Source organism: Pseudothauera nasutitermitis, from assembly GCF_004801295.1.
GTDB lineage: Bacteria > Pseudomonadota > Gammaproteobacteria > Burkholderiales > Rhodocyclaceae > Pseudothauera > Pseudothauera nasutitermitis.
The window spans coordinates 124992-150941 of sequence record NZ_SSOC01000001.1; the positions used below are offsets into that span (position 1 = coordinate 124992).

The window sequence follows — 25950 nt, forward strand, 5'->3', positions numbered from 1 at the left end:
GCTCAGCGCGCGGCGAGGAAGCCGCGCAGCGCGTCGGTGACGCCGTCCGGCGCCTCGGCCATCAGCGCGTGGCCGGTGGCCGGCAGGGTGACCACGCGGGTGCCGCCGGGCACGGCGGTGAATGCCTCGCGCAGCGGGCGCGCGGCGCGCGCCGGGGTCATCTGGTCTCGTTCGCCGTAGATCAGCAGGGTGGGGCAGCGGATTTCCGCGGCGGCCTGCTGGCCGTGCTGGTAGGCGTTGCAGGCCGCCAGGTCGGTGGCCAGCACGCCGGCGTGCTGGTGCCCCATCAGCCGGGCATTGGCGCCGGGCAGCCACAGGCCGGGCGCCGGGCTGGCGCCCAGGTGCGAGGCCGGCGTGTAGGACCACTGGTTGATCATGCCGTGGGCCTTGGGGCGGTCGGTTTCGGCGGCTTCCTGCAGCACCGGGGCCACCGGCATCGGCGCGGCGCTGCCGATCAGCGCCAGCGCGGCGGCGCGCGCCGGGTGGCGGGCGGCGGCTTCCAGGGCGATCAGCGAGCCCATGCTGTGGCCGGCCAGCGTGGCGCGTTCCACGCCCACAGCGTCGAGCACGGCGGCCAGCCAGTCGGCCAGGGCCTCGATGGAGGCCAGCGGCTGGCCGGCGGAGGCGCCGTGGCCGGGCAGGTCCGGGGCGAGCACGCCGAAGCCGTGATGGGCCAGGTGGCGGGCCTGATGGTTCCATACGCTGTGGTCGTGGCCGGCGCCATGCACCAGCACCACGGCGGGCAGGCGGCGGTCGAAGGCGCGCCCGCCTGTATACAGGCGCGTGCGCTGGCCGAGTACGTCTAGATCCATGGCGCTTACTCTTTCAACAGTTTGGCGACCGCGTGCAGGCCGCGGTCGAGGTCGGCGATCAGGTCCCCGGCCGATTCCAGGCCCACCGACAGGCGCACCGTGCCTTCGCCGATGCCGGAAGCGGCCAGATCGGCTGCGGACATGCGGAAATGGGTAGTGCTGGCCGGGTGGATGACCAGTGATTTGGCGTCGCCGACGTTGGCGAGATGGGAGAACAGCTTGAGCGCCTCGATGAAGGCACGCCCGGCCGGGCGCCCGCCCTTCAGTTCGAAGGACAGGATGGAGCCGCAGCCGAAGGGCAGCAGGCGGGCGGCCAGATCGTGGTCGGGGTGGCTTTCCAGGCCGGGGTAGGAGACGCGCTCGACCACCGCATGCCCATCCAGGTGGGCGACCACCGCGCGGGCGTTGTCCACGTGGGCGCGCATGCGCAGCGGCAGGGTTTCCAGGCCCTGCAGGAGCTGGAAGGCGTTCATCGGCGACAGGCAGGCGCCGAAGTCGCGCAGGCCCTCGCGCCGCGTGCGCAGCAGGAAGGCGGTGACCGGCGATTCCTCGGCGAAGTCCATGCCGTGGAAGCCGTCGTAGGGTTCGGTGAGGGTGGGGAACAGGCCGGAGGCTTCCCAGTCGAAGCGGCCGCCATCGACCACCACGCCGCCCACCGCCACGCCGTGGCCGCCGAGGAACTTGGTGGCCGAGTGCATCACCAGATCGGCGCCCAGTTCCAGCGGGCGCTGCAGGCAGGGGCTGACCAGGGTGGCATCGACCAGCAGCGGCACGCGATGCTCGTGGGCGATGGCCGAGACGCTGGGAATGTCCAGCACGTCCAGCCCCGGGTTGCCCAGCGATTCGCCGAAGAACAGCCGGGTTTCCGGGCGCACGGCGGCGCGCCAGGCGTCCGGGTCGCGGGGATCGACGAAGGTGGTGGCGATGCCGAAACGCGGCAGGGTGTAGCCCAGCAGGTTGTGCGAGCCGCCGTACAGCGAGCGCGAGGCGACGATGTGCCCGCCGGCGCCCATCAGCGTGGCAATGGCCAGATGCAGCGCGGCCTGGCCGCTGGCGCAGGCCACCGCGCCGACGCCGTCTTCCAGCGCGGCGACGCGTTCTTCCAGCACCGCGTTGGTCGGGTTGGAGATGCGCGAATAGACGTGGCCGGGGCGTTCCAGATTGAACAGTTCGGCGGCGCGGTCCGCGTCGGGGAACACGTAGCTGGTGGTGAAGTGGATGGGCGCGGCGCGCGAGCCGTGGGTGGGGTCGGGGGATTGGCCCGCGTGCAGCGCGAGCGTCTCCCGTCCGTAAGGCGTGGTGGTCATGGGCGGATGGGTCCGGTGGGGCGTGGGTGGGGCGGATCAGGCCAGTTCGTCGGGTTCCAGCGCGCGCTCCAGTGCGGTGATGCGGTCCTTGAGCGCGAGCTTGCGCTTCTTCAGGCGGCGCAGCAGCAGTTCGTCTTCCGCGGGCGCCTCGGAGAGGCGGGCGATGGCGTCGTCCAGATCGCGGTGCTCGGCGCGCAGGGCTTCGAGGCGGGCCTGCGGGCTGGTCGGTTCGTCGAAGGAGCTGTCGTTCATCGAAGGGCGATCCGGCGATGGCGCAGGGGCGCGGTTGATCGGTTCGGTTCCGGGGCAATGGTATGCGCGTGCGCCGCGCGTGACAATGTGCGGCGCGGCTGCGCGGGATGCGGAGGGTGGATTACCATTCCGTTTCGATCAGCGTTTTTTCAGGCTTTTCCCGTGAACAAGGCATTCGTCAAGGAAGGCGACGGCGAGGACGACGACGAAACCCTCGCCCCGGCCCTGCGCCTGCCGCCCGGCAGCAAGAACTACATGACCCGGCGCGGCCACCATGCGCTGCACGAGGAACTCGACCAGCTGGTGCGCGTCGAGCGTCCAAAACTGGTGGAAACCGTGTCCTGGGCGGCGGGCAATGGCGACCGCTCGGAAAACGGCGACTACATCTACGGCAAGAAGCGCCTGCGCGAGATCGACCGGCGCATCCGCTTCCTGATCAAGCGTCTGGAGAACGCCACGGTGGTCAATCCGGCCGATCAGGAGAATACCGATCAGGTGTTCTTCGGCGCCACGGTGACCATCTGCGACGTGGACGGCGGCGAGGAGCAGACCTGGCAGATCGTCGGCGTGGACGAGGCCGATGCCTCGGCCGGGCGCATCAGCTGGATCGCCCCGCTGGCGCGCGCATTGCTGAAGGCGCGCGAGGGCGAGGTGGTGCGTTTCATGAGTCCGGCCGGGCCGCGCGAGATCGAGGTGCTGGAGATCGCCTACCGCTGACGGAACGGCATGCGGCCGGGTGGATTGGTCTGCCTGAAGACGGATGGGCCGGTGGGAAACCGCGACATTTAAATGGTTTATCACCGGACAGGCTAAACTTATGTGCCATTTGGCCGTAAGTCATAGAGCCTCGCGGCGTTTTCCGCGCCGTTGCAACGCCTCGCCGTGAAAGGAAGCATCATGTTGTTCAAATCCATGTCGGTCATGCACCGCTTCGTGCTGGTGCTCGTCGTCGCGCTCGCCGGTACCCTGCTGCTTTCCGCGCTGGCCCTGCAGCAGTACCGCGCGCGCATGGTGGAAGACTATCAGCGCGCGGTGCGCAGCCTGGTGGAGGTCGCCCATGGCGTGGTGGCCCACTACCACGAGGAGGAGCGCACGGGCCGGCTGGGCCGCGCCGAGGCGCAGGAGGCCGCCAAGGCTGCGCTGCGTGGGCTGCGCTACGACGGCGTGGAATATTTCTGGATCAACGACAGCACGCCGCGCATGGTCATGCACCCGATCCGTCCGGAACTGGACGGGCGCGACCTGGGGGGTGATCGCGACCCGACCGGCAAATATCTGTTCCGTGAATTTGTCCGCGTGGCCAGCACCCAGGGCGCTGGCTTCGTCGATTACCTGTGGCCGAAGCCGGGCGCGGAGGCGCCGCAGCCCAAGCTGTCCTACGTGAAGCAGTTCCAGCCGTGGGATTGGGTGATCGGTTCCGGCATTTATGTGGACGACATCCGCGCGACCTTCTTCGCCCATCTGTACCAGTTCGCCGCCGTCGTGCTGGGGCTGATGGTGCTGCTCGGCTTCTTCGTCTGGCGCGTGGTGCGCGGGGTGATCAATCAACTGGGCGGCGAGCCGGCCTACGCGGCCGAGGTGATGCGCAGCGTGGCCGGCGGCGATCTGACCGTGGACGTGCGCGCCGGCGGCGACCGCGACAGCCTGCTCGGCGCGCTGGCGCAGATGGTCGCCGGCCTGCGCGGCATGGTCGGCGAGATCGGCGCCAACGCCGAGCGCGTCACCGGCAACGCGCACGAATTGTCCGGGGTGTCGCGCTCGGTGGCCGAGGCCTCGCACGGGCAATCGTCGGCAGCCTCGTCGATTGCCGCGGCGGTGGAGCAGATGACCACCAGCATTTCCCACATCTCCGACAGTGCGCGCGAGACCGAGGACAACTCCGCCCGCGCGGCGGTGCTCGCCGAGCAGGGCGAGGCGCGCGCCGACGAGGCGATGCGCGAGATGGAGGCGATGTCCGCCACCGTGGAACGCGCGGCGGAAAAGATCCGCGAACTGGTGGCGCGCGCCGACGAGATCGGCTCCATCGCCGGGGTGATCAAGGAGATCGCCACGCAGACCGACCTGCTCGCGCTCAACGCCGCCATCGAGGCCGCGCGCGCCGGCGAACAGGGGCGCGGCTTCGCCGTGGTGGCCGACGAGGTGCGCAGCCTGGCCGAGCGCACGGCGAACGCCACCGTGCAGATCGGCAGGATGATCGCCAGCATCCAGGCCGACACGCGCAGCGCGGTGGACGTCATGGGGCAGGCTGCCGGGCAGGTGCATGCCGGGGTGGAGTTGGTGCAGGGCGCGGCCGGCTCGCTGCGCGAAATCCGCAGCGGCACCGGGGTCGCGCTGGAACGCATCCGCGCGGTGGCCGGCGCCACCAGGGAACAGACCGCCGTGTCCGCGGCCATCGGCGGGCAGGTCGAACACATCGCCCGCATGGTCGAAGGCACCAGTGACTCCATGGGTGCGGCAGTGGAAGTGGTCGATGAACTGGAGCGCCTGGCGGTGGCGCTGCGCGATCTGGTGGGGCGCTTCCGCTACTGAGCGGCAGCGTTTCGCATGGGATGGCGGCGGGGGCTTGAAATACGCCCCCCGCGTACCCATCTGCGGCGCGTTCACCTGAAAAACGGAGTTTCATCGATGTCCGAGACCGCGACCGCCCAGACCCTGAACTTCCAGGCCGAGGTGAAGCAGCTGCTTCACCTGATGATCCATTCCCTGTACTCGAACCGCGAGATCTTCCTGCGCGAGTTGATCTCCAACGCCTCCGACGCCTGCGACAAGCTGCGCTTCGAAGCGCTGGACAAGGCAGAACTGTTCGAGGGCGACGGCGAGCTGAAGATCCGCGTGGATTTCGACAAGGACGCGCGCACCGTCACCATCACCGACAACGGCATCGGCATGAGCCGCGACGAGGTGGTCGCCAACCTGGGCACCATCGCCAAGTCGGGCACCAGGGAATTCTTCGGCCAGCTCACCGGCGACCAGCAGAAGGACGCCCACCTGATCGGCCAGTTCGGCGTGGGCTTCTACTCCGCCTTCATCGTCGCCGACAAGGTCACCGTGCATACCCGCCGCGCCGGCCTGCCGGCCGCCGAGGGCGTGCGCTGGGAATGCGCGATGAGCGGCGACACGGCCGGTGAATACAGCATCGAGCCGATCGAACGTGCCGAACGCGGCACGCGCATCACCCTGCACCTGCGCGAGGGCCAGGATGACCTGCTGTCCTCGTGGAAGCTGAAGAGCCTGATCAGCAAGTATTCGGACCACATCGTCCAGCCCATCCAGATGAAGAAGGAAGAGTGGGACGAGGAGAAGAAGGAGCAGGTGGTCCGCGACGAGTACGAGACCGTCAACCAGGCCAGCGCGCTGTGGGCCAGGCCCAGGAACGAGATTGCCGAGGACGACTACAAGGCCTTCTACAAGCACGTCGGCCACGACTACGACGAACCGCTGGCGTGGACCCACGCGCGCGTCGAGGGCCGCCAGGAATACACCCAGCTGCTCTACGTGCCCGCGCACGCCCCCTTCGACCTGTGGGACCGCAACGCGCGCCACGGCGTCAAGCTGTACGTGAAGCGCGTGTTCATCATGGACGACGCCGAAAAGCTGATGCCCACCTACCTGCGCTTCGTGCGCGGGGTGGTGGATTCCGCCGACCTGCCGCTCAACGTCTCGCGCGAGATCCTGCAGGAATCCAAGGACATCGACGCCATCCGCCAGGGCTGCACGAAGAAGGTGCTGGCCCTGCTGGAAAGCCTGGCCAACAGCGACGAGGCCGCCGAGAAGGAAAAGTACGCCACCTTCTGGAAGGAATTCGGCAAGGTGCTCAAGGAAGGCGTGGGCGAGGACTTCGCCAACAAGGAGAAGATCGCCGGCCTGCTGCGCTTCGCCTCCACCCACGCCGACACGCCGGACGAAACGGTGTCGCTGGCCGACTACATCGGCCGCATGAAGGAAGGCCAGGACAAGATCTACTACGTCACCGCCGAGACCTTCAACGCCGCCAGGAACAGCCCGCACCTGGAAGTGTTCCGCAAGAAGGGCATCGAGGTGCTGCTGCTGTCCGACCGCGTGGATGAATGGGTCACCGGCAACCTCACCGAATTCGACGGCAAGCAGCTCGTTTCCGTCGCCAAGGGCGGCCTGGATCTGGGCGCGCTGGAGGACGAGGCCGAGAAGAAGGAAGCCGAGAAGGCCGCCGACGAGTACAAGGAACTGCTGGAAAAGATGAAGGCCAGCCTGGGCGAGCGCGTCAAGGACGTCCAGGTCACCCTGCGCCTGACCGACTCGCCCGCCTGCCTGGTGGCCGACGAGCACGACCTGGGCATGAACCTGGCGCGCATCCTCAAGGCCGCCGGGCAGAACGCGCCGGCGTCCAGACCCATCCTGGAGATCAACCCCAGCCATCCGGCGGTGCTGCGCCTGAAGGGCGAAACGCAGCACTTCGACGACTGGGCGGCGGTGCTGTTCGACCAGGCCCTGCTGGCCGAAGGCGGCACGCTGGACGATCCGGCCTCGTTCGTGAAGCGCATCAACCAGTTGATGCTGGCGATGAGCGGCAACTGAGCCGCGTAGCCATCGCGGCTTGAAGAAGGGGCCGGCGCCTGTGCGCCGGCCCTTGTTTTTTCAGTTCAGCCGCGCCACGGCCGCCGTGTTGCTGGCGTCCAGGTGCAGCAGGCGCAGTTCGTCCGTCTCGGGTGGGCGCTTGTAACGCACCGCGAAGTCACGCACGGCGGTCAGCAGGCGTTCCGCCTGTGCCGCATCCAGTTCCGTGCCCAGCTCCCGGCAGGCGCGCATCAGCGCGCCGGTGCCGGAGTGCTTGCCGAGCACGACGGCGTGGCGGCGGCCGAGCAGGGCGGGGTCGAGCGACTGGTAGGTGGCGGGATGCTTGAACAGGCCGTCCACGTGGATGCCGGCCTCGTGGGTGAACACGCCGCTGCCGACGATGCTCTTGTTGGCCGCCACCGGCCGGCCGGAGGCCTGCGCGACGAGGTCGGACAGCGGCTGCAGGCGGTCCGGGCGCACGCCGGTGACGATGCCGTACAGCGTGCGCAGCGCCACCACCGATTCCTCCAGCGCAGCGTTGCCGGCACGTTCGCCCAGGCCATTCACCGTGGTGTTGATGTGGGTCGCTCCGCCGCGCACGGCGGCCAGCGTATTCGCGGTCGCCAGGCCGAGGTCGTCGTGGGCGTGCATCTCGATTTCCAGATCGCTGCGCGCGCGCAGCGCGACCACGCGCTCGTAGGTGGAAAACGGGTCGAGCACGCCGGTGGTGTCGGCGAAGCGGAAGCGCCGTGCGCCGGCACGCTGGGCGGTTTCCAGCACCTGGAAGAGGAATTCCGCATCGGCGCGCGAGCCGTCCTCGCCGCCCAGGCAGACCTCGGCGCCGCGCTCCAGCGCGCGCGGCACCAGTGCGCGGATGGTGTTCAGCACCCAGTCGCGGTCGCGGCGCAGCTTGTGGCCGATCTGGATGTCGGAAACCGGAATGGACAGGTTGAGCAGGTCGGCGCCGGTGGCCGCGCAACAGCCCAGGTCGGCCTCGCACAGCCGGCCCCAGACCATGGTGCGCGCGGGCAGGCGCTCGGCGACGATGGCGCGGATGACTTCCTGCTCGGCGGGGCCCATGGGCGGAATGCCGATCTCCAGTTCGGGCACGCCGGCCTCGGCCAGTCCGCGTGCGATGCGCAGTTTCTCATCGGCGGTGAAGGCCACGCCGGCGGTCTGCTCGCCGTCGCGCAGCGTGGTGTCGTTGATGGTGACGCTTGCCATGAGGTCCGCCCCCGGGAATCGACCTGACGGCATCCATCTGCAAAAGCGATGCCAGTATTGGCGGAATACCGGAAGCCGCGCGCGGCAAGGCGTTGGGTACGGCAGCGGGGAGGGGCGATGGTGGGGAATGCGACAGGCGGCGGTGCGCCGTGTCGGATTTGCGCCGCGTGATGGAACGGAGCCGTTCAGCGCGGCAGGCGCAGGGTGAAGTGGGCGCCGTGGTCGTTGTGCAGCAGCACCACGCCGCGCAGGCCGTCATGGGTGTGCAGGTCGGCGACCAGGCGGGCCAGGTACAGCCCGAGACCGGTGCCCTGGCCGGAAACGCCGGCGGGGCAGGCGGATTCGGCCAGTTGTTCGGACGGGAAGCCCGGCCCGTCGTCGGTGACGATGAATTCCAGCCAGCGCTCGTCGGCGCGCGCGCCGATGTACACCTCGTGCTGCGCATGGCGCAGCGCGTTGTGCAGCGCGCCGTTGACCGCCAGGCGCACCAGGTTCTCGTCGTAGAAGAACACCTCGCCGGGCACGTCGGGGCGCATGCGCACCGGCAGGCTGGCCAGGCGCGCCGAGTCGGCGGCCAGTTCCTCGATCAGGTCGATGGGGGCGTGGGCGTCGATGTCGGCGCCCAGCCAGCCGTTCTCGGCCTTGTAGCACACCAGCAGGGCAGTGAGCAGCTCGGCGGCGTTGAGGGCCTCGCGCACGGTATCCACGTCGCCGCGCGCCTGCGCCCGGTTGGCCAGCGTGGCCAGACGGTTCTTGACGTCGTGGATGGTCAGCGCGGCGTAGGCCTGAAAGCTCACGGCTACTCCAGCGCGTTCTGCCTGGCGGCCAGCCGGGCCCACAGCGCGTCGATGTCGGCGAGCTTGCGGTGGTTGGGGGCGCGTTCGCGCACCGCCTGGCGGAAGCGTTCGGCCTCGCGCAGCTTGTCGGCGTCGTGGCCGTTGGCGAGCAGGGCCACCAGCAGGGCATAGGCCGCGTTGGCGACGATCTGCAGGTTGCCGGGCAGGCGGTTGGCGGCCGCGGTGAGCATCTCCGCGGCTTCGCCGATGCGTCCTTCCTTGCCGAAGCGCACCGCGTCGTTGTTGAGCTGGATGACTTCCTCGACGCTGTCGGCGACCAGCTTGCGGGCCTGGTCCGCGCTGCCGTGGCGCTCCATCAGGCTGGTGACCCGGGCATGCACATCCTTGGCCTCGGGGTTGGTCTGCACCACCTGCTTGAGCAGGGCCTGGCCCTGGTCGGCGCGGCCGCTGTCCAGGCAGGCCTGCGCCAGCGTCAGCATCGCGCTGGCCGGCAGCAGGCCGAGGTCGCCGCCCTGCAGCGCGCGCTCCAGCGCGGCTTCAGCCTTGGCGGGATTGCCCAGCGAGTGGTGGGCGATGGCTTCCACGGCGGCCAGCGCCGGATTCTCGGCCTCCCCGCGGAAGGCCTCGCGCGCCTCGTCGACCACGGCGAGCGCCTTGTCGGCCTGCCCGGTGGCGGTCAGCGCGCTGCCCAGGCGGGCGAAGTCCGAGGTTTCGCGCAGCGGGGTGTTGCGGGTCTTGTCCACCACCTGGCTGAGGCTCTTCTCCACGCGTTCGAAATCGCCGGCGCTCTCGGCGACTTCGGCGATGGCGCGCAGGCGGGCCAGCGAGTGGGGGGAGCGCCGCGAGGCGTCGTCGAGCACCTGCAGCGCGGCGGCCGAATCGCCCTCGGCGGCGTGGATGTGGCCGAGCAGGTCGTAGGCGGCCATCAGGTGCGGCGCCTCGGCGATCAGCGTGGTGAGCTGCTCGCGCGCCTCGTCCAGCTTGCCGGTTTCGCGCAGCGCGCGGCTCAGCCCCAGGCGCGCCCAGGGCAGCGGGCGCATGTCGTTGATCTTGCGGTAGTAGGCGGCGGCCTCTTCATGGCGCCCGGACTGGATCAGCGCGTTGCCCTTGATGCGCATGGCGTCCACCTGGTAGCGGTCGCGCGCGGAGATGATCTCGTCGCAGGTGGCGATCACCTCGGCCCAGCGCCCCTTGTCCTGCATGGCGTCGATCTCGGCCAGGCGCGCCTTGCGGTCGAGCAGGCGCTCGACGCGGGTCTTGAACAGCTCGGCGGTGAACGGCTTCAGCAGGTAGTCGTCCGGCATGCACTCGGCGGCGGTGATCACCGCGTCGTGGTTCTTCTCGGCGGTGATCATGATGAACAGCGTGCTGCGCGGAATCATCCTGCGGGTGCGCAGGTATTCGAGGAACTGCTGGCCGTTGGTGCCCGAACCGAGGTAGTAGTCGCACAGGATGATGTCGAACGGAGTCTGCCGGAGGGCGTCGAGCGCCTCGCGCAGATGGCCGCAGGCGGTCACCTTCTGGAAGCCGATGGAAGTGGCCTGGCTGCGCAGCGAACTGCGCATCTCCGGCATGTCGTCGATGATCAACAGCCGCTTGCCGGCGTACTCGGTTACGGAAGCCAATTCGAGTTCCTATTACTTTGGTAGAGCGGAGTATGCCACCGCAGGGGCTGCCGGCCTATGGCCCGCACGCCCCCCGCGCGCGGCACGGGCTCAGCGGGCCGTGCCGGCGCGCGCCGCCGCCTCGGCGGCCACTTCGGCCTCCGCCCTGCGCAGGGTCGGGAAGGCGAGCGCATGGTACAGCGACATGGGCGCCACCGTCTTGGAAAAGGCGTGGGCGACCACCGCCGTGGCCATCAGCGGCAGCAGCATCTGGTGGTTGGCGGTCATTTCCATGACGATCACGAAGGCGGTGATCGGCGTCTGCGTCATGCCGGCGAGGAAGCCCACCATGCCCAGCACCAGGATCGCCGAACCGTGCTCGGAGGGCAGCAGCAGCGCGATGTTGGCGCCCAGGCCGGCGCCCACCGCGAGCGCCGGGGCGAACACGCCGCCGGGAATGCGCGACAGGAAGGCCAGCCAGATCACCGCCATCTTGGCCAGCAGGAAATACACCGGCAGCGTGGCGCTGCCTTCCAGCGCGGCCTTGGATTCGGCGTAGCCGGTGCCGTAGGTCAGTCCGCCGGTGGCCAGGCCGATCAGCGCGGTGCCCAGTCCGCACAGCGCGGCGAAGGCCACCGGGCGGCTGGAGGAGAGTTCGCCGAGGCGGCCGGGCAGGCCGCGCGCGGAGACGATCAGCAGGCGGCTGAAGCCGCCGCCGAGCAGGCCGCCGATGGCGCCGCACAGCAGTACCGGCCAGAGTCCGTCCGGCCAGCTCACGGCGGCCGGCGTACGGCCGAAATAGGTGTAGTTGCCCAGCACGGCGAGCGACATCAGGCCGGCGAAGATCACCGCGATCAGCGTGGTGCTGTTGGCCTTGAAGGCGCGGTAGCGGCACAGTTCCTCGATGGCGAACATGATGCCGCCCAGCGGCGTGTTGAACGCCGCCGCCACCCCCGCGCCGCCGCCGGCCACCATCAGATCCTGGCTGGAGGCCAGCCGGCGGATCTTCTTGCCGGCGATCATGCTCATCACCGAGGCGCCGATCTGCACCGAGGGGCCTTCGCGCCCGATCGACGCGCCCGACAGCAGCCCGCCCAGGGTCAGGAAGACCTTGGCGATCGCCAGGCGCAGGGAAAGCAGCTTCTTGCGTACCCGGCCGTCCTCGGTATCCATTGCCGCGATGGTCTGCGGAATGCCGCTGCCCATCGCGCCGGGGAACCACCTGCGCGACAGCCAGGCCATCAGCGCGAAGCCGGCCGGTGCGATGATCAGTGCCAGCCAGGGCGCGGCGTTCATTACGCCGGCATGGGTCTCGATGGCCAGTTCGGCGCCGATGGCGAACAGGATGGCGATCAGGCCGGCGAGCAGGGCGGCACCGACGAACTTCAGGCGCAGGGTCCAGCGCCGGACCGAAAGCCAGGGCAGAGCATAGCGCCGGCTGCCGCGGGCGATCTGGCGCAGGGCGCGGTCGGCGGCGCGATCGCGCCGTTCACCACGCGCGGGGGACGGTGGGGGAGGCTCCATGGGGTGTGGATTGTGGATTCGTCGCAATGGGCAGGCAACGCGGGTTGCGCCGGGCGTTGTTTCCCGGCCACAGCCCCGGCGCGTGTGTTGCACCCGCCATACAATACGCTGTTACGGGGTTCTTGTTAATTTTTTGACAATCACAATTCGAGCAAATATAGTCCGGAGCGGCTCATCAGATGCCTACCAAGCCTTCCTTGAAGAAAAATCAGACTTCCATCCAGTCTGGAATCTCTCCCTTGTCGGTGCTGCAGCGTTTCCGGGTGCTCATCCGCACCGCCCAGCGACACTCGCAATGGATCGAACGCCAGAGCGGCGTGACCGGCGCCCAGCTGTGGGCGATGCAGGAACTGGTGGAGGCTCCGGGGCTGCGGGTGGGCGAACTGGCCAACCGCATGGCATTGCATCAGTCCACCGCGTCGAACATGGTCGACCGGCTGGAAACCTCCGGGCTGATCCGCAAGGAACGCACCAGTGCCGATCAGCGCGTGGTCCGGCTGTACCTGACCGAGGCGGGCACGCACCTGCTGGCGCGCGCGCCGTCTCCCGCGCGCGGGGTGCTGCCGGAGGCGCTGCGCAAGCTCGACGAGGAATCGCTGCTGCGCCTGCAGAACGAGCTGGACGGTCTGCTGGTGCAGATCAAGAATATGGATGAAGGCTTCGGCATGCAGCCGCTGCCGTTCACCGAATAGGCATTACCCCCGCCGGCGGGTCAAGTCGGCAAACGGTTTCGCACATGTGCGGACAGCAGTTTGAAAGCGGCCCCAGGGCCGCTTCTTTTTTGCCGCCGGGCCATCCCAAACAAGGCAAAAAGCCGCGCAGTGGCACAGCAGGGGGTGGTTTTTTTGATCGAGGTCAAGTTATCGCGGCATGGCACACACGGGCCATGGGGCGCTCCGGTAGAGTTACGCCGGCTTCATGACGGCGTCCCGCCCGCGCGGCGGCGGCTTCCCTAGTCTTCCCTGCGATAGCGAAATGGCGGTCGAACTCTTCAACGACGGCAAGCACGTTTGCCTGGCCTTCTACGATCTGGTACACGAGGGGGCCGATTACGCGGTGCAGTCCAACCAGTTCCTGGTGGTGGACGGCGATCACGGCGCGCTGATCGATCCCGGCGGCAACATGACCTACAACGGTCTGCTGATGGGCATGCAGCGTTTCTTCCCGATCCGCAACCTCGACTACATTCTCGCCTCGCATCCCGACCCGGACATCATCGCCTCGCTGAACAAATGGATGGTGACCACCAATGCGCGGGTGCTGATTTCCAAGCTGTGGACGCGCTTCCTGCCGCACTTCACCACCGGGCGCGACTATTCCGCGCGCACCATCGGCATTCCCGACGAGGGCATGCTGATCCCGCTGGGCAGCTGCAGGCTGAAGGCGGTGCCCGGCCATTTCATGCACTCCGAGGGCAACTTCCAGTTCTACGATCCGGTGTCGCGCATCCTGTTCTCCGGCGACCTGGGCGCCTCGCTGGTGGACCACGGACACGCCTCCGAGCCGGTCAGCGATTTCGAGCAGCACCTGCCGCTGATGGAAGGCTTCCACCGCCGCTACATGGTGTCCAACAAGGTCTGCCGGCTGTGGGCGAACATGGTGCGCGAGCTGGACATCGAGATGATCGTGCCGCAGCATGGCGCGCGCTTCGTCGGCAAGGAGATGGTCAACCGCTTCATCGACTGGGTCGAGCAGCTCGAATGCGGTGTGGACCTGATGACCCAGCAGAATTACCGCGCACCCTGAGCGCGCGGCGCCTTCCCGCCAGAAAGGGAGGTCAGGCGACGTCCCGCCACAGCTGATCCAGATTCTTGAAGTGCCAGCGCGTCGGGTCTTCGGTGGCGACGATGCGTTCGGCGCAGCCCGGGCGCGCCAGATCGACGATCTCCGGCTGGATGTGCGCATCGGCGCGGGTGGAGTAGAACACCCGCAGGCGCGGCTTGAGCAGTGACTTGCTGCCCTGGTCCATGACCACGCCGAGGCGTCCCGACTCCAGGCGCACCAGCGAACCCACCGGGTAGATGCCCACGCTGCGCACGAAGGCCTGGAAGACCTTCTCGTCGAAGTGCCCCTTGCTCCATTCCACCATGCGGCGGATCGACTCGCCGGGATCCCAGCCGGCCTTGTAGGGCCGGTTGGAGGTGATCGCGTCATATACGTCGCACACCGCGCCCATCTTGGCGAACAGGCTGATCTGTTCGCCGTTCAGGCGGTGCGGGTAGCCCGTGCCGTCCATCTTCTCGTGGTGGTGCAGGCAGACGTCCAGGGCCACCGCGTCGGCGCCGGCGGCCTCGAGCAGCATCTCGTGGCCCTTCACCGGATGGGCCTTGACGATGTCGAACTCGGTGTCGGTGAGCTTGCCCGGCTTGTTCAGCACTTCATTGGGAATCAGCGCCTTGCCCAGGTCGTGCAGCAGTCCGGCCAGCCCGGCCTGGCGTACCTGGTCCTCGGTCATGTCGAACTGGCGGGCCAGGGCGATCATCAGCGCGCACACCGCCACCGAGTGCATGTAGGTGTAGTCGTCGGCGGTCTTCAGGCGCGCCAGGCTGATCAGCGCGCCGGGGTTGCGCGACACCGAGCGGGAGATTTCATCGACCAGCGGCAGCGCCGCCTCGGCCTCGATGGCGCGGCCCATGCGCGCCTCGCCGAACATCGACACCACTGCGCCGCGCGCACGCGCGCAGATCTGCGTGGCGCGCTCCACTTCCTCGCGCATGGAGGCGCGCTGCACCGCCGGGGCCGCCGCCGCGCGCTGCAGTTCGTCCTCGACCTCGCGGTCGCGGCTGGCCTTGTCCACCGCGCCCTCGATTTCGCCGAGCGCGTCCAGCCCCTTGTCCGTGTCGATCCACACTTCATGGATGCCGCATTCGGCGATGCGCCGGATGTCGCCCGGGTCGTCGAGCAGGAAGGAGTTGCGCCAGAACGGATGCTCCATCCAGGAGCCGCAGAGTTCCTGGATGTACATGCCGGGTCGGAGGTGGGTGATGGGGATGCGCTTGAGCATGATGGGGACGGAGGACGCGCGGCTCAGTGCCGCCGGTTGAGCCGGGCGGTGGCTTGCGCCAGGCCCGACAGGGTGAGTGGATACATGCGGTCGCCCAGCATGTCGCGGACGATCTCGATGGATTTGCGGTAGGGCCACAGGCGCTCGGGCTCGGGGTTGAGCCAGGCGGCGGCCGGGTAGGCGTCGAGCAGGCGGCGCAGCCAGGCCGCGCCGGGTTCGGCGTTCATGTGTTCGACGGAGCCGTGCGGGTGCAGGATCTCGTACGGGCTCATGGTGGCGTCGCCGACGAAGATCAGCTTGTAGTCCGGGCCGTAGCGGTGGATCACGTCGGACAGCGGAATGCGTTCGGTGTGCCGCCGGGCGCCGTCGCGCCACACGCTCTCGTACACGCAATTGTGGAAGTAGTAGTGCTCCAGATGCTTGAATTCGGTGCGGCAGGCGGAGAACAATTCCTCGCACACGCGGATGTGGTCGTCCATGGAACCGCCCACGTCGAGGAACAGCAGCACCTTCACGGCGTTGTGGCGCTCCGGGCGCATCAGCAGGTCCAGCCAGCCGGCGTTCCTGGCGGTGGCGGCGATGGTGCCGTCCAGGTCGAGCTCCTCGGCTGCGCCGCTGCGCGCGAAGCGGCGCAGCCGGCGCAAGGCCACCTTGATGTTGCGCGTGCCCAGTTCCACGCTGTCGTCGAGGTTGCGGAATTCGCGCTGGTCCCACACTTTGACCGCCGTGCGGTTGCCGGCGGATGGGCCGCCCACGCGGATGCCTTCCGGGTGGAAGCCGCTGTTGCCGAACGGCGAGGAACCGCCGGTGCCGATCCATTTGCTGCCGCCCTGGTGGCGCGCCTTCTGCTCTTCCAGGCGCTTGCGGAATTCGTCCATCAAGCGGTCCCAGCCGAGCTTTTCCAGGCGTGCGCGCTCGGCGTCGGAGAGGTGGCGGCGTACCGCCGCGCGCAGCCAGTCCTCGGGCAGATCGGCCTCCAGGCCGGGCAGGGCCTCGATGCCCTTGAAGTACTCGCCGAAGGCGCGGTCGAAACGGTCGAACAGCGCTTCGTCCTTGATCAGGCAGGCGCGCGCGAAGTAGTAGAAGGATTCGGTGTCGTGCCCGCACACCCGTGCGCGCAGACCTTCGAGCAGGGTCAGGTATTCGCGCGTGGAAACCGGCAGCCCGCGCTCCTTGAGGTGCAGGAAGAAGTCGATCAGCACGGGGCATGCTCCCGCCGCGGGACGGCCATGTGGCGGTTCATGCCTGCAGCTCCATGGCCCACATCACCGCTTCCAGGTGGCGGATCGAGGCCTGGTGCGGCGCGACGCCGCAGCGTTCGGCGGCGCACCGTACGCGCTGCGCGTCGGCGTGTCCGTTCTCGGTGGCGATGGCCAGTTCGAGCAGCGGATACAGCGGGCCTTCCGCGTTCAGCAGCGCCGTCCGGATTGCCGGCGCCAGTGCCAGCTGGGCGAGGATCTTGCCGAGCGGCGCCCGCATGATGACATCGGCCAGCGACAGCAGGCCGACCAGGAACAGTTCCTCGCGTTCCGCCGGCGCGCGCCGGGCCGCCAGCAGTTCCATCATGCGCGCGCGGATCAGCGCGGCCTCCAGCGCGGCGGCGGAGCGTCCGCCGCGTTGTGCCGTGCCGCAGTTCAGCAGGATCAGCCAGCGTTGCAGCGGCGCACGGCCGAGGATCAGCAGCGCGTGTTCGATGGACTGGATGGGCTCCGGCAGCGCGTTGGCGGCCGAATTGATGTAGCGCAGCAGGCGCAGGGCCAGCGCGGCATCCTGCTTGATCAGCGCGGCGATCTTGCGGGTGTCGGCGTCCTCGCGCAGATGCTTGATCAGCGCGGCGATGCGCAGCGTGTCGGGGCTCAGTTCGCCTTCGCTCCAGTCTTCCCGGCTGGTGATGAAGGGGCCCTGGAACAGCGCGCCGCCCATCTTGTAGGCGAAGCGGAAATCCTCCAGCGCCGGCAGGTCGCGCACCAGCAGGCGCGCGTTGGGGGCGCTGGCGGCGATCAGGCGGCCGAGTTCGACGTGGCGCAGGGCATCCAGGGTGGGCGCGCGCGCGACCACCACGTCGGCCTGGGGCAGCAGCGCGGCATGCTCCGGCACGGCCTGCGGATTGGGCAGGCCGATGCGGAAGCCCGCCTGGCGCAGGCCACGCACGGTTTCCACCAGCGCTTCCGGCGCCGGCGCGCCCGGATCGGGGTGGGGCATGATCTCCAGCACCACGTTGCCCGCCGGCAGGTCCGCCAGGCAGGGGTGGGCGAGGAAGGAATCCGGCACCTGGATGAAGGCCAGGCGATGGCCGAGCAGGCGGCCGATGTCGGCATGGATCAGGTTGCGCACCAGCACTTCGGCGTACACGTGGTGGATGCGCCGGCTGCTGTTGCGGATGTTGCCGCGCGTGCCCTCGTGCAGCATGAACTGGTAGCCGGCGACGTGCTGGTCGCGCCCCAGCACGGCCTCGCGGCACAGGTAGGAGAGCGAGGCCGCGGCGCTGTCTTCTCCCGTGGCGGTTCCGGCGCGCAGCGGCGCGTTGCGGTTCAATTGAGCGAATGCCTGCGCGCCGGCCGGAGGGGGTGTGGGTCCTGGGGGTTCGCGACGGTCGCTCAGCCAGTCGCGCAGCGCCTTCAGCATGATGGCCGTCCGGGTCAGCGATGGTTGCGCGCCATGAACACGAGGCGTTCGAACAGGTGCAGGTCCTGCTCGTTCTTCAGCAGCGCGCCGGCCAGCGGCGGCATGGCCTCCCGGCCGTCCTGGGCGCGCAGCGCCTCGGGGGGGATGTCCTCGGCCATCAGCAGCTTCAGCCAGTCGAGCAGTTCGGAGGTGGAGGGCTTCTTCTTCAGGCCGGGGACGTCGCGCAGGCCGAAGAACACTTCCAGCGCCTCGGCGACCAGCGCCTGCTTGAGGCCGGGGAAGTGCACATCCACGATGGCCTGCATGGTGGCGCGGTCGGGAAAGCGGATGTAGTGGAAGAAGCAGCGGCGCAGGAAGGCGTCCGGCAGCTCCTTCTCGTTGTTCGAGGTGATGAACACCAACGGGCGATGGCGCGCGCGCACGGTCTGGCGGGTTTCGTACACATGGAATTCCATGCGGTCGAGTTCGCGCAGCAGGTCGTTGGGGAATTCGATGTCGGCCTTGTCGATCTCGTCGATCAGCACCACGGTGGGGGTGTCGGCCTCGAAGGCCTGCCACAGTACGCCCTTGACGATGTAGTGGGCGATGTCGCGCACGCGGTCGTCGCCCAGCTGCGAGTCGCGCAGGCGCGAGACGGCGTCGTATTCGTACAGCCCCTGCTGCGCCTTGGTGGTGGATTTGACGTGCCATTGCAGCAGCGGCAGGCCGAGCGCCTCGGCCACCTGCTCGGCCAGCATGGTCTTGCCGGTGCCCGGCTCCCCCTTGATCAGCAGCGGACGCTGCAGGGTGATGGCGGCGTTGACCGCCAGGGTGAGATCGGGCGTGGCGATGTAGCTGTCGGTTCCGTCGAAACGCATATCGTCGTCCGGCTGGGCCCGCTGGGCAGAAGTCATGATTATAGATGTGCCCGGCCCGGCACCGCTGTGCGGAACGAGCCGGAACATCCGCCCTGCGGGTATCTGCCGCCGGACGGTGCGTTCTCTGCAATGCCCCGGTTTCCTTGTGGATGCTGGGAAATCGTGCCGGCCGGGCACGGCTGGACGGAGCGGACTGGAACATTGTCAATTGTTGATACATTTGCCGATTCCGTGCTTGCCGGCAGGGCCCTTGCCGATACCCGCATTGCAACACAAAGGTAATAGGCGCGGGCTGCGCCGGCGATCGCCCGGTGCTGCCGGTGCCGGCGTGCGAGCTTTCGTTTGCCGCGCCGCGCCGGCTTGCGTAGAATCCGCCCCCGTCATTGGGGAGTAGCCGCCCGGCAACGCGACCGGGGCCTGCGTCAACAGACTTGCCCGTCCGGGCATGGCGCAGACAGTGGCGGGCGCGATGCGCCCGCGGGCCTGGCGAGACCTTTGACCGTGCCACCCCGCGAGGGCCGGGGGGCGGCGCGGTCAATGGTTCCAACCTGCCGGCCCGGAGTTCGTCCCCGTTCATGGAAGCCTTTCTCGTCTCCACCGGCATCGTCGCGCTCGCTGAAATCGGCGACAAGACGCAACTGCTGTCCTTCGTGCTCGCCGCGCGTTTCCGCAAACCCTGGCCGATCGTGCTGGGCATCCTCGTGGCCACGCTGGCCAACCACGCCTTCGCCGCCGCCGTCGGCACCTGGATCACCAGCGTGCTCGGCCCCGACGTGCTGCGCTGGGTGCTCGGCCTTTCGTTCATCGCCATGGCGGCGTGGATCCTGGTGCCCGACAAGCTGGACGAGGAGGAGGTCAAACCGCTGCGCTACGGCATCTTCGGCACCACCTTGCTGGCCTTCTTCCTGGCCGAGATGGGCGACAAGACGCAGGTTGCCACGGTGGCCCTGGCGGCGCAGTACGACGCCTTCTTCTGGGTGGTCTGTGGCACCACGCTCGGCATGATGCTGGCCAACGCGCCGGCCGTGCTGATCGGCGACCGGCTGGCGCACCGCATGCCGGTGCGCCTGGTGCACGGCATCGCCGCGCTGATCTTCCTGGTGCTCGGCCTGCTGGCACTGTTCGGCGCAGGCAGCTGATGCGCGGCGAACCGGTCTCCTGTCAGCCCTGACCCGGCGGAGCGCCCCGGTCCACGCCGGGCAGCGCCGGCAGCGGGCATTCCAGCGCTTCGCAGAGCGCGCGCAGAATTTCCATCTCGGCCGCCTCGATGCGCCCGTCGTGCAGCACGGTGGCGGCGCAGGCCTGTACCAGCCGGCGGCGGAACGGCGGGGCGGTGCCAGCCAGGCGGTCGAGGGCGTGGTCGACGCGCTCGGGGCGCACGTCGGCCTGCGCGAAGATGCGCCATGGACCGTCCAGCGGCGCTTCGCGCGCGCCGGCGGTGAAGGCGGCTTCCACCTGTTGCTCGTCGGCATGGCCGGCGCGCGCCAGCAGGCTGAGCAGCAGGCCGATGTCCTCGCGCAGCGCGGCCGGCGAAGCCGGCAGGCTCAGGCCGCGCCGGGCCGCGCGCAGGCCGTCGCCGAGCAGGCGGCGCACGGCGAATTCGAACAGCGAGACCCGGCCATCGGCGCGGATCAGCGCATCCACGGTTTCCAGCGTGCGCTGGCGGGCTTCGTCGCCGAGTTCCTTGAGCGTCGGCAGGGCCAGATCGAGCAGCGGCAGGCGGGCCTCGCGGCCGGCCGCGCGCACGCTGTCGCGCAGTTCTTCGGTGCGCCGCGCGCACGGGTCGCCGTGCGCGGCCCGCACCGCTTCCAGCTGCTGGGCGGCGATGGCCCGCAGATCGCTGAGCAGCAGGGCGAATACCACGGCCTGCGCCTCGCCGGGACGGTGCGCACTGTCGACCAGGCCGGCGGGCAGGGTGGACAGCAGGTCGCGGGCGTGGTCGACGTCTTCCGGGCGCACGGTGCCCACCGCGTCGGCCAGGGTGCCGGCGGAAAAACCCGCCGCGCCCTCCGGCACCGTGGCGGCTTGCGGCGCCGGCGTGCCCGCGCGGGTTTCCCGGCCCCCATCGAAGGACGGATCGATGCGGCGGATGCGCTCCTCGATCGGCGGATGGGTGGCGAACGCGGCCGATAGCGCCATGCCGCTGCCGAAGAACATGTGGCTGGCTTCCTCGGCGCGCGGGTGGGCGAGGGTGGAGCCGAAACCGGCGATGCGCTTGAGCGCGCCGGCGATGCCGGACGGATTGCGGGTGAATTGCACCGCCGCGGCGTCGGCGAGGAACTCGCGCTGGCGCGACACGGCGGCCTTGATGATCTTGCCGAACAGCACGCCGATGTAGCCCACCACGATCAGCACCAGGCCCATCAGGATCATCGGCGCGGCGCCCTTGTCGGAACCGCGCGCGCCGCGCGCCAGGATGCGGCCGATGATGGTCAGCAGCAGGATGCCGTGCAGCACGCCGATCAGGCGCAGGTTGAGGCGCATGTCGCCGTTGAGGATGTGGCTGAACTCGTGCGCGATCACGCCCTGCAGTTCGTCGCGCGAGAGCTTTTCCAGCGTGCCGCGGGTCACCGCCACCACGCCCTCGGTGCTGCGCGTGCCGGCGGCGAAGGCGTTGATGCCTTGCTCGGCGTCGAGGATGTACACCGGCGGGGCGGGCATGCCGGCGGCGATGGCCATCTCGTCCACCACGTTGATCAGCCGGCGTTCCAGCGCATCGGTGCTGGCGCGCGGCACCAGCCGCCCGCCCAGCGACTCGGCCACCGCCTTGCCGCCCCCGGAAGCCAGCACGATGATCTTGTACAGCGAACCGAGCAGGATGAAGCCGCCCACCACCACCGCCGTGCCCAGCAGCAGATCCGGCTGCCACAGGCGGGTGGGCTGGCCGGGCGGCCCGTCCATGCCGAGCAGGAAGGCGAGCACCACGTAGATGACCAGGATGATCGCCGCCACGGCGGCGGCGAACCAGCCCACCAGTTGCCGGCTGGCGCGGCGGGCGTGGTCCTGTGCGGCGAAGAAGTCCATTGCCGCGCGTTTAGTTGAAGCTCACCTTCACCGGCTGGCGCGCCGCGTTGTCGTCCAGCGTCCATTGTTCGGCGGCCTTGAAGCCGAAGCTGTTGGCGATCAGGCCGTCGGGGAACTGCTCGCGCTTGATGTTGTAGGCGGTCACCGCGTCGTTGTAGGCCTGGCGGGCGAAGGCGATGCGGTTTTCGGTGCTGGCCAGTTCTTCCTGCAGCTGCGCCATGTTCTGGTTGGCCTTGAGGTCCGGATAGGCCTCGGCCAGTGCGAAGAAGCGCCCCAGCGCGCCGCCCAGCACGTTCTCCGCGCCCACCAGGGCCTGGATGGCGGCGGCATCGGCCGGGTCACCCTCGGCGCGACGCGCGGCGGACTGCGCCTGGTTGCGCGCGTTGATCACCGCTTCCAGGGTGTCGCGCTCGTGCTGCATGTAGCCCTTGGCGGTTTCCACCAGATTGGGAATCAGGTCGTAGCGGCGCTGCAACTGCACGTCGATCTGCGAGAAGGCGTTCTTGACCCGGTTGCGCAGGGCCACCAGGCCGTTGTAGATGGCGATCAGGTAGATCGCCAGCACGATCAGGATGCCGGGGATGATCCAGGTACTCATGACAGGGTACTCCAGAGGCGGGTGGGCGAAGCCCGCATGCTACCGTGGAATCGGCCGCGGCGGCAGCACGCCGGCCGGATGGCGCCGGGGCGGGGCGCTTGTGGGCGTGCGGCAGCGGGGCTATGCTGGGACAGTGACCTCACCGCTTGCCGCCATGCGCTTCCCATCCGTCCCCGTGCTGCTCGCCGCGTTCGTCCTGGCCGCCGCCGTGCCGGCCGGTGCCGCGCCTGCGCCCTGGTACGTATGGCGCAGCACCCTGGATGGCGCGGAGCATTGCGCGCAGACTTCGCCGGGGCCGGCCTGGGAGCGCGTGCGCGGGCCGTTCCGCGATGTGCACTGTTCGCGCCCGCTGCGCACATCACCGGCGGCGATGCCCAGAAACTGATTTGATCGTGGGCCGGTGATTGTGGGCATCGGCCTGTGGGGCTTTGCTCATCCACACAACAGCGCAGGCAGCACAGTCGCGGCGGATCCCCTGAGGTTGAAGCGCGCCAGCGCATCGAAGGCGGTGCGTCCCGGATTCACCTGCACCAGCAGGGCGCCCGCGCGCACCGCCCGTTCCGGTAGCGCGGCCGCCGGGTAGACCAGCGCCGAAGTGCCCACGCACAGCACCAGATCGCAATCGCCCAGCGCGGCCGACGCGGCGGCCCACGCCGCTTCCGGCAAACCCTCGCCGAACCACACTACGCCTGGCCGTATCGTTCCCCCGCAGTGTGCGCAATGGGGTGGTTCCAGGTGGCGGCCGTCTTCCGGCTCCAGCGGATCGGCCTCGGCGAATGCCCCCGGTGCTGCGCAGGCGCTGCAGCGCGGGGCGAACAGGCTGCCGTGAAGATGCACCGCCGCCGGCGTGCCCGCGCGTTCATGCAGATCGTCCACGTTCTGCGTCACCACCGTCACGCAGCCGCCGTCGTCCGCCGCGCGGTGGGCGGCGAATGCGGCGATTGCCCGGTGCCCCGCATTCGGCTGTGCGGCCCGCACCCTCGCCCTGCGCCATTCGTACCAGCCCCAGACCAGCGCCGGATCGCGCGCGAAGGCTTCCGGCGTGGCCAGCGCCTCGGCGGAAAAGCGCGCCCACAGGCCGGTCAGCGCATCGCGGAAGGTGGGGACGCCGCTTTCCGCGGACATGCCGGCACCGGTGAACACGACGATGCGGCGGGCCTGCATCAGTGCCTTGCGGGCCTCGTGCAGCATCGCGTCGTCCTGGTCCATGGGGCTCCTGCAAACCATCGTGTCGGTGGGAGCCCCGATCTTATCGCCAGCCGCCGCGGGCAGGCTTACAGTTTGTACTCCAGCGTCAGCATCACGTTGCGCGGTTCGCCATAGATGTTGGCGAAGCCGGTGCCGCTCACCAGTTCGAAGTAGCGGCGGTCGAACAGGTTGTTCACCGCCAGCGTGGCGTTCCAGTGGCGATTCGCCCGGTAGCCGACCTGCAGCGCAGCCACCGCGTAGCCCGGCTGTTCGCGGCGCTTCACCGTGGCGGTGGAGGTGCCGAAATAGATGCCGCTCTGGGCGCGCAGGCCGGCGCCCACGCTCCAGCCGGCCAGGGCGCCGTCGAACGGACGGTGGTCGAAGCGGTAGTGCGCCCACAGCTTGAGCAGATGCCTGGGCGTGGCGCTGTTGAAGCGTTCGCCGACGTTGGCGGCGCTGGTGTCGCGCAGATATTCGGTCTGGTTGTAGGTATAGCCGGCGCTGAGGTCCCAGCCCGGCGCCGGGCTGCCGCTCACCTCGGCTTCCCAGCCCTGGCTCTGCACCAGGCCGGCGGCAGTGTAGCAGGTGCCGGTGGACGTGCCGCCGCAACCGATGTGGGTGGTATCGGTCATCGCGCGGTTCTTGTCGCGGATGCGGAACGCCGCCAGCGAGGCATTCAGTGCGCCGTCGAAGAACTCTCCCTTCACGCCGACCTCGCCCTGCCAGCCCACCCGCGGGTCCAGCACCTTGCCGCCGACGTCCATCTGGGTCTGCGGCACGAAGATGTCGGTGTAGCTGGCATACAGCGATATTGCCCTGCTGAAGTCCCAGATCAGCCCGCCGTACGGGGTGAACTCGCCGTCCGCCTCGGCCTTGCTGCGCGTCCATGCGGCCTTCGCCGGCCGTACCGCGCGGCTCTTGCTCTCGTAGTCGGTCCAGCGCCCGCCGAGCACCAGGGTGAGCGGGTCGGCCAGTTTGATGCGCGCCATGCCGTAGTAGCCGGACTGCTCGGTCACCGTCTGGCTCTTGTTGATGACGCGGGTGGGCAGCAAGGCGTCGAAATCGTGGTCGTTGAACAGGTCCACGTTGCCGGCGCTGACGTAGTTGGCCCCGCCGGTGTAGTCCTGGATGGCCTTGTTGTAACCGAAGGCCAGCACATGGCTGCGTCCGAACAGCTCCACCGGACCACTGACACTGATGTCGGCGCCGTCGCGCCGCGTCGTCGACTGGATCAGGCCGATGGCCAGGCCACCCAGGCCGGTGGCGCGATCCACGCCGCCGGTGTTGTTGTAGGCGCCGTAGCCATCGAAGCGGTGCGCCCGCTTGGACAGCGCGCCCTTGGCTTCCCAGCCGTTGTCGAAGCGGTGCCGGATGTCCACCGAGCTTTCCTCGACCTTCATCAGGTAGCCGGTGTCCGGGCCGACGAAGGCGGAGCGCGACTTCACGAAACTGCCGTCGGTATAGGTCGGCAGCCCCCAGAAGGCATGGCCGTCGCGTTTCACGTAGGTGTGGGAAGCGCCGATCGTGGTGCGCGGCGTGAGGTCGTACTCCAGCGTGATGAAGGTGGTGCTGCGGCGGTTGTGGGCGACGTCGTAGAAGAAATCGCGTTCCTGGTAGGCGCCGACCACGCGGCCGCGGAAGGAACCGTCTTCGCTCAGGGGCACATTCACATCCACGGTGGCGCGGCGGTTGTTCCAGCTGCCGGCGGCCAGCGCGGCGCCGACGCCGAATTCGGCCTGCGGGCGCTTACGCACGTAGTTCACTGCGCCGCCCGGTTCGCCGCTGCCGGACAGCAGGCCGGAAGAGCCGCGCAGGATCTCGATGCGGTCGTAGATCGCCAGGTCCGGCGCCAGTCCGCTGCTGCCGCCCTGCTGGGGCACGCCGTCGTGCTGTTCGTTCATGTTGAAGCCGCGCGCGGAAGGTGCTTCCTGGTCGTAGTAGCCGGTGGAGATGACGCCGGTGGCGGTGCGCAGCGCGCTGGTCACGCTGGTGAGCTGCTGGTCGTCCATGCGCTGGCGGGTGATCACGCTGACCGACTGGGGAATCTCGCGCAGGGTCTGGGCGGTCTTGCCGATGGTGGCCGCCCGGGCGGCGTAGCTGCCGCTGCCCTCGCTGGTGGCGGAGCGTTCGGCGCTGGCCGTGACCCGCAGTTCCGCCAGCAGGGTGGCGGACACGTTGACCGGCGCCAGCGAGGTTTCGCCCTGGCGTACGCTCAGTGCGCCGCTGGGCGTCACCACCAGCTCCAGACCGCTGCCGGCCAGCGCCAGGCGCGCGGCTTCCTCGGCGCTGTAGTGGCCGCGCAGCGCCGGTGCGCTGCGGCCGGCGAGCAGTTCCGGGGCCACCGAGATGCCGCGTCCGCTCTCGCGGGCGATGCGGGTCAGCGTGTCGCCCAGCGGGCCGGCGGGAATGTCGTACTGGAACAGCGCGGCGGAGGATTCCGCGGGCTGGGCGAGGGCACCGGGTGCGGTGGCAAGCGCGCCGCAGCCCAATGCGAGGGCAAGGGCGAAGGGCAGCAGGCGGACGCGGGGGCCGCGTTCGCGGCGGGAGGGCAAGGGATGCATCGAACAATTCTCCGGGCTCGGGATTCACAGGGGCTTCCTG

General features: G+C 69.2%; 22 protein-coding genes and 1 riboswitch. Of the genes, 7 read left to right on the forward strand and 15 right to left on the reverse strand.

Translation table 11 applies throughout. The features are described from left to right. Positions 1 to 2: 2 nt before the first annotated feature. Genes E6C76_RS00615 through E6C76_RS00625 form a run of 3 tightly spaced genes read right to left on the reverse strand, consistent with a single transcriptional unit; the run spans position 3 to position 2371 of the window. Positions 3 to 812, reverse strand: a complete 810-nt coding sequence (locus E6C76_RS00615; RefSeq protein WP_136346339.1) for an alpha/beta fold hydrolase — start codon at positions 810 to 812, stop codon at positions 3 to 5. A gap of 5 nt (positions 813 to 817) precedes the next feature. Next, complete coding sequence (locus E6C76_RS00620) at positions 818 to 2119, reverse strand: O-acetylhomoserine aminocarboxypropyltransferase (protein ID WP_136346340.1); 1302 nt, start codon at positions 2117 to 2119, stop codon at positions 818 to 820. Between the two features lie 36 nt (positions 2120 to 2155). Beyond that, complete coding sequence (locus tag E6C76_RS00625) at positions 2156 to 2371, reverse strand: YdcH family protein (RefSeq protein ID WP_136346341.1); 216 nt, start codon at positions 2369 to 2371, stop codon at positions 2156 to 2158. Between the two features lie 162 nt (positions 2372 to 2533). On the opposite strand from E6C76_RS00625, the gene greB reads away from it, so the two are divergent. From greB to htpG, 3 genes are all read left to right on the forward strand, one after another. Further along, positions 2534 to 3088, forward strand: a complete 555-nt coding sequence (gene greB / locus E6C76_RS00630) for a transcription elongation factor GreB (protein ID WP_136346342.1) — start codon at positions 2534 to 2536, stop codon at positions 3086 to 3088. A 180-nt stretch (positions 3089 to 3268) separates the two neighbouring features. Continuing rightward, on the forward strand, positions 3269 to 4900 hold the full coding sequence (locus E6C76_RS00635) for a methyl-accepting chemotaxis protein (protein ID WP_136346343.1): 1632 nt from the start codon (positions 3269 to 3271) through the stop codon (positions 4898 to 4900). A gap of 96 nt (positions 4901 to 4996) precedes the next feature. Next, complete coding sequence (gene htpG / locus E6C76_RS00640) at positions 4997 to 6925, forward strand: molecular chaperone HtpG (protein WP_136346344.1); 1929 nt, start codon at positions 4997 to 4999, stop codon at positions 6923 to 6925. A 60-nt stretch (positions 6926 to 6985) separates the two neighbouring features. On the opposite strand, the gene nifV is transcribed toward htpG, so the two are convergent. The 4 genes from nifV to E6C76_RS00660 form a co-directional block, all read right to left on the reverse strand. Further along, positions 6986 to 8128, reverse strand: a complete 1143-nt coding sequence (gene nifV / locus E6C76_RS00645; protein ID WP_136346345.1) for a homocitrate synthase — start codon at positions 8126 to 8128, stop codon at positions 6986 to 6988. A gap of 185 nt (positions 8129 to 8313) precedes the next feature. Further along, positions 8314 to 8925, reverse strand: a complete 612-nt coding sequence (locus E6C76_RS00650; protein ID WP_136346346.1) for a sensor histidine kinase — start codon at positions 8923 to 8925, stop codon at positions 8314 to 8316. A 2-nt stretch (positions 8926 to 8927) separates the two neighbouring features. Further along, a complete protein-coding gene (locus E6C76_RS00655) occupies positions 8928 to 10550 on the reverse strand; it encodes a tetratricopeptide repeat-containing response regulator (protein ID WP_136346347.1) in 1623 nt (540 codons plus the stop codon). Positions 10551 to 10640: 90 nt separating this feature from the next. After that, the gene (locus E6C76_RS00660; RefSeq protein WP_136346348.1) at positions 10641 to 12053 is read right to left on the reverse strand and encodes a chloride channel protein; all 1413 of its coding nucleotides are present in this window, start codon (positions 12051 to 12053) and stop codon (positions 10641 to 10643) included. A 179-nt stretch (positions 12054 to 12232) separates the two neighbouring features. On the opposite strand from E6C76_RS00660, the gene E6C76_RS00665 reads away from it, so the two are divergent. Continuing rightward, positions 12233 to 12745: a MarR family winged helix-turn-helix transcriptional regulator gene (locus tag E6C76_RS00665; RefSeq protein WP_136346349.1), complete on the forward strand. Its 513-nt coding sequence runs from the start codon at positions 12233 to 12235 to the stop codon at positions 12743 to 12745. Between the two features lie 283 nt (positions 12746 to 13028). Next, the gene (locus tag E6C76_RS00670) at positions 13029 to 13799 is read left to right on the forward strand and encodes an oxygen-binding di-iron domain-containing protein (RefSeq protein WP_136346350.1); all 771 of its coding nucleotides are present in this window, start codon (positions 13029 to 13031) and stop codon (positions 13797 to 13799) included. 31 nt (positions 13800 to 13830) lie between these two features. Here E6C76_RS00670 and E6C76_RS00675 read toward each other — a convergent pair whose 3' ends face one another. Genes E6C76_RS00675 through E6C76_RS00690 form a run of 4 tightly spaced genes read right to left on the reverse strand, consistent with a single transcriptional unit; the run spans position 13831 to position 18539 of the window. Then, positions 13831 to 15057, reverse strand: a complete 1227-nt coding sequence (locus E6C76_RS00675) for an HD-GYP domain-containing protein (RefSeq protein WP_136346351.1) — start codon at positions 15055 to 15057, stop codon at positions 13831 to 13833. 23 nt (positions 15058 to 15080) lie between these two features. After that, a complete protein-coding gene (locus E6C76_RS00680; protein WP_136346352.1) occupies positions 15081 to 16259 on the reverse strand; it encodes a vWA domain-containing protein in 1179 nt (392 codons plus the stop codon). 37 nt (positions 16260 to 16296) lie between these two features. Then, positions 16297 to 17682: an EAL and HDOD domain-containing protein gene (locus tag E6C76_RS00685; RefSeq protein WP_136346353.1), complete on the reverse strand. Its 1386-nt coding sequence runs from the start codon at positions 17680 to 17682 to the stop codon at positions 16297 to 16299. A gap of 14 nt (positions 17683 to 17696) precedes the next feature. Beyond that, a complete protein-coding gene (locus E6C76_RS00690; protein ID WP_136346354.1) occupies positions 17697 to 18539 on the reverse strand; it encodes an AAA family ATPase in 843 nt (280 codons plus the stop codon). 373 nt (positions 18540 to 18912) lie between these two features. Then, positions 18913 to 19048: riboswitch (yybP-ykoY riboswitch) on the forward strand. Between the two features lie 66 nt (positions 19049 to 19114). Here E6C76_RS00690 and E6C76_RS00695 point away from each other — a divergent pair. Beyond that, entirely contained in the window at positions 19115 to 19678 is a 564-nt protein-coding gene (locus tag E6C76_RS00695; protein ID WP_136346355.1) for a TMEM165/GDT1 family protein, read from the forward strand. 22 nt (positions 19679 to 19700) lie between these two features. Here E6C76_RS00695 and E6C76_RS00700 read toward each other — a convergent pair whose 3' ends face one another. Together E6C76_RS00700 and E6C76_RS00705 are read right to left on the reverse strand one after the other, a co-directional pair. Next, positions 19701 to 21563 (reverse strand): M48 family metallopeptidase, encoded by a 1863-nt coding sequence (locus E6C76_RS00700; RefSeq protein ID WP_136346356.1) that lies wholly within the window; start codon positions 21561 to 21563, stop codon positions 19701 to 19703. Between the two features lie 10 nt (positions 21564 to 21573). Continuing rightward, positions 21574 to 22161: a LemA family protein gene (locus E6C76_RS00705; protein WP_136346357.1), complete on the reverse strand. Its 588-nt coding sequence runs from the start codon at positions 22159 to 22161 to the stop codon at positions 21574 to 21576. A 154-nt stretch (positions 22162 to 22315) separates the two neighbouring features. On the opposite strand from E6C76_RS00705, the gene E6C76_RS00710 reads away from it, so the two are divergent. Next, the gene (locus E6C76_RS00710; RefSeq protein WP_136346358.1) at positions 22316 to 22546 is read left to right on the forward strand and encodes a hypothetical protein; all 231 of its coding nucleotides are present in this window, start codon (positions 22316 to 22318) and stop codon (positions 22544 to 22546) included. Positions 22547 to 22593: 47 nt separating this feature from the next. Here the strand turns inward: E6C76_RS00710 and E6C76_RS00715 are convergent, their stop codons facing one another. After that, positions 22594 to 23370, reverse strand: coding sequence for an SIR2 family NAD-dependent protein deacylase (locus E6C76_RS00715; protein WP_269140147.1), 777 nt, complete (start codon positions 23368 to 23370; stop codon positions 22594 to 22596). A 65-nt stretch (positions 23371 to 23435) separates the two neighbouring features. Next, entirely contained in the window at positions 23436 to 25910 is a 2475-nt protein-coding gene (locus tag E6C76_RS00720) for a TonB-dependent siderophore receptor (protein WP_136346359.1), read from the reverse strand. Positions 25911 to 25950 lie beyond the last annotated feature (40 nt).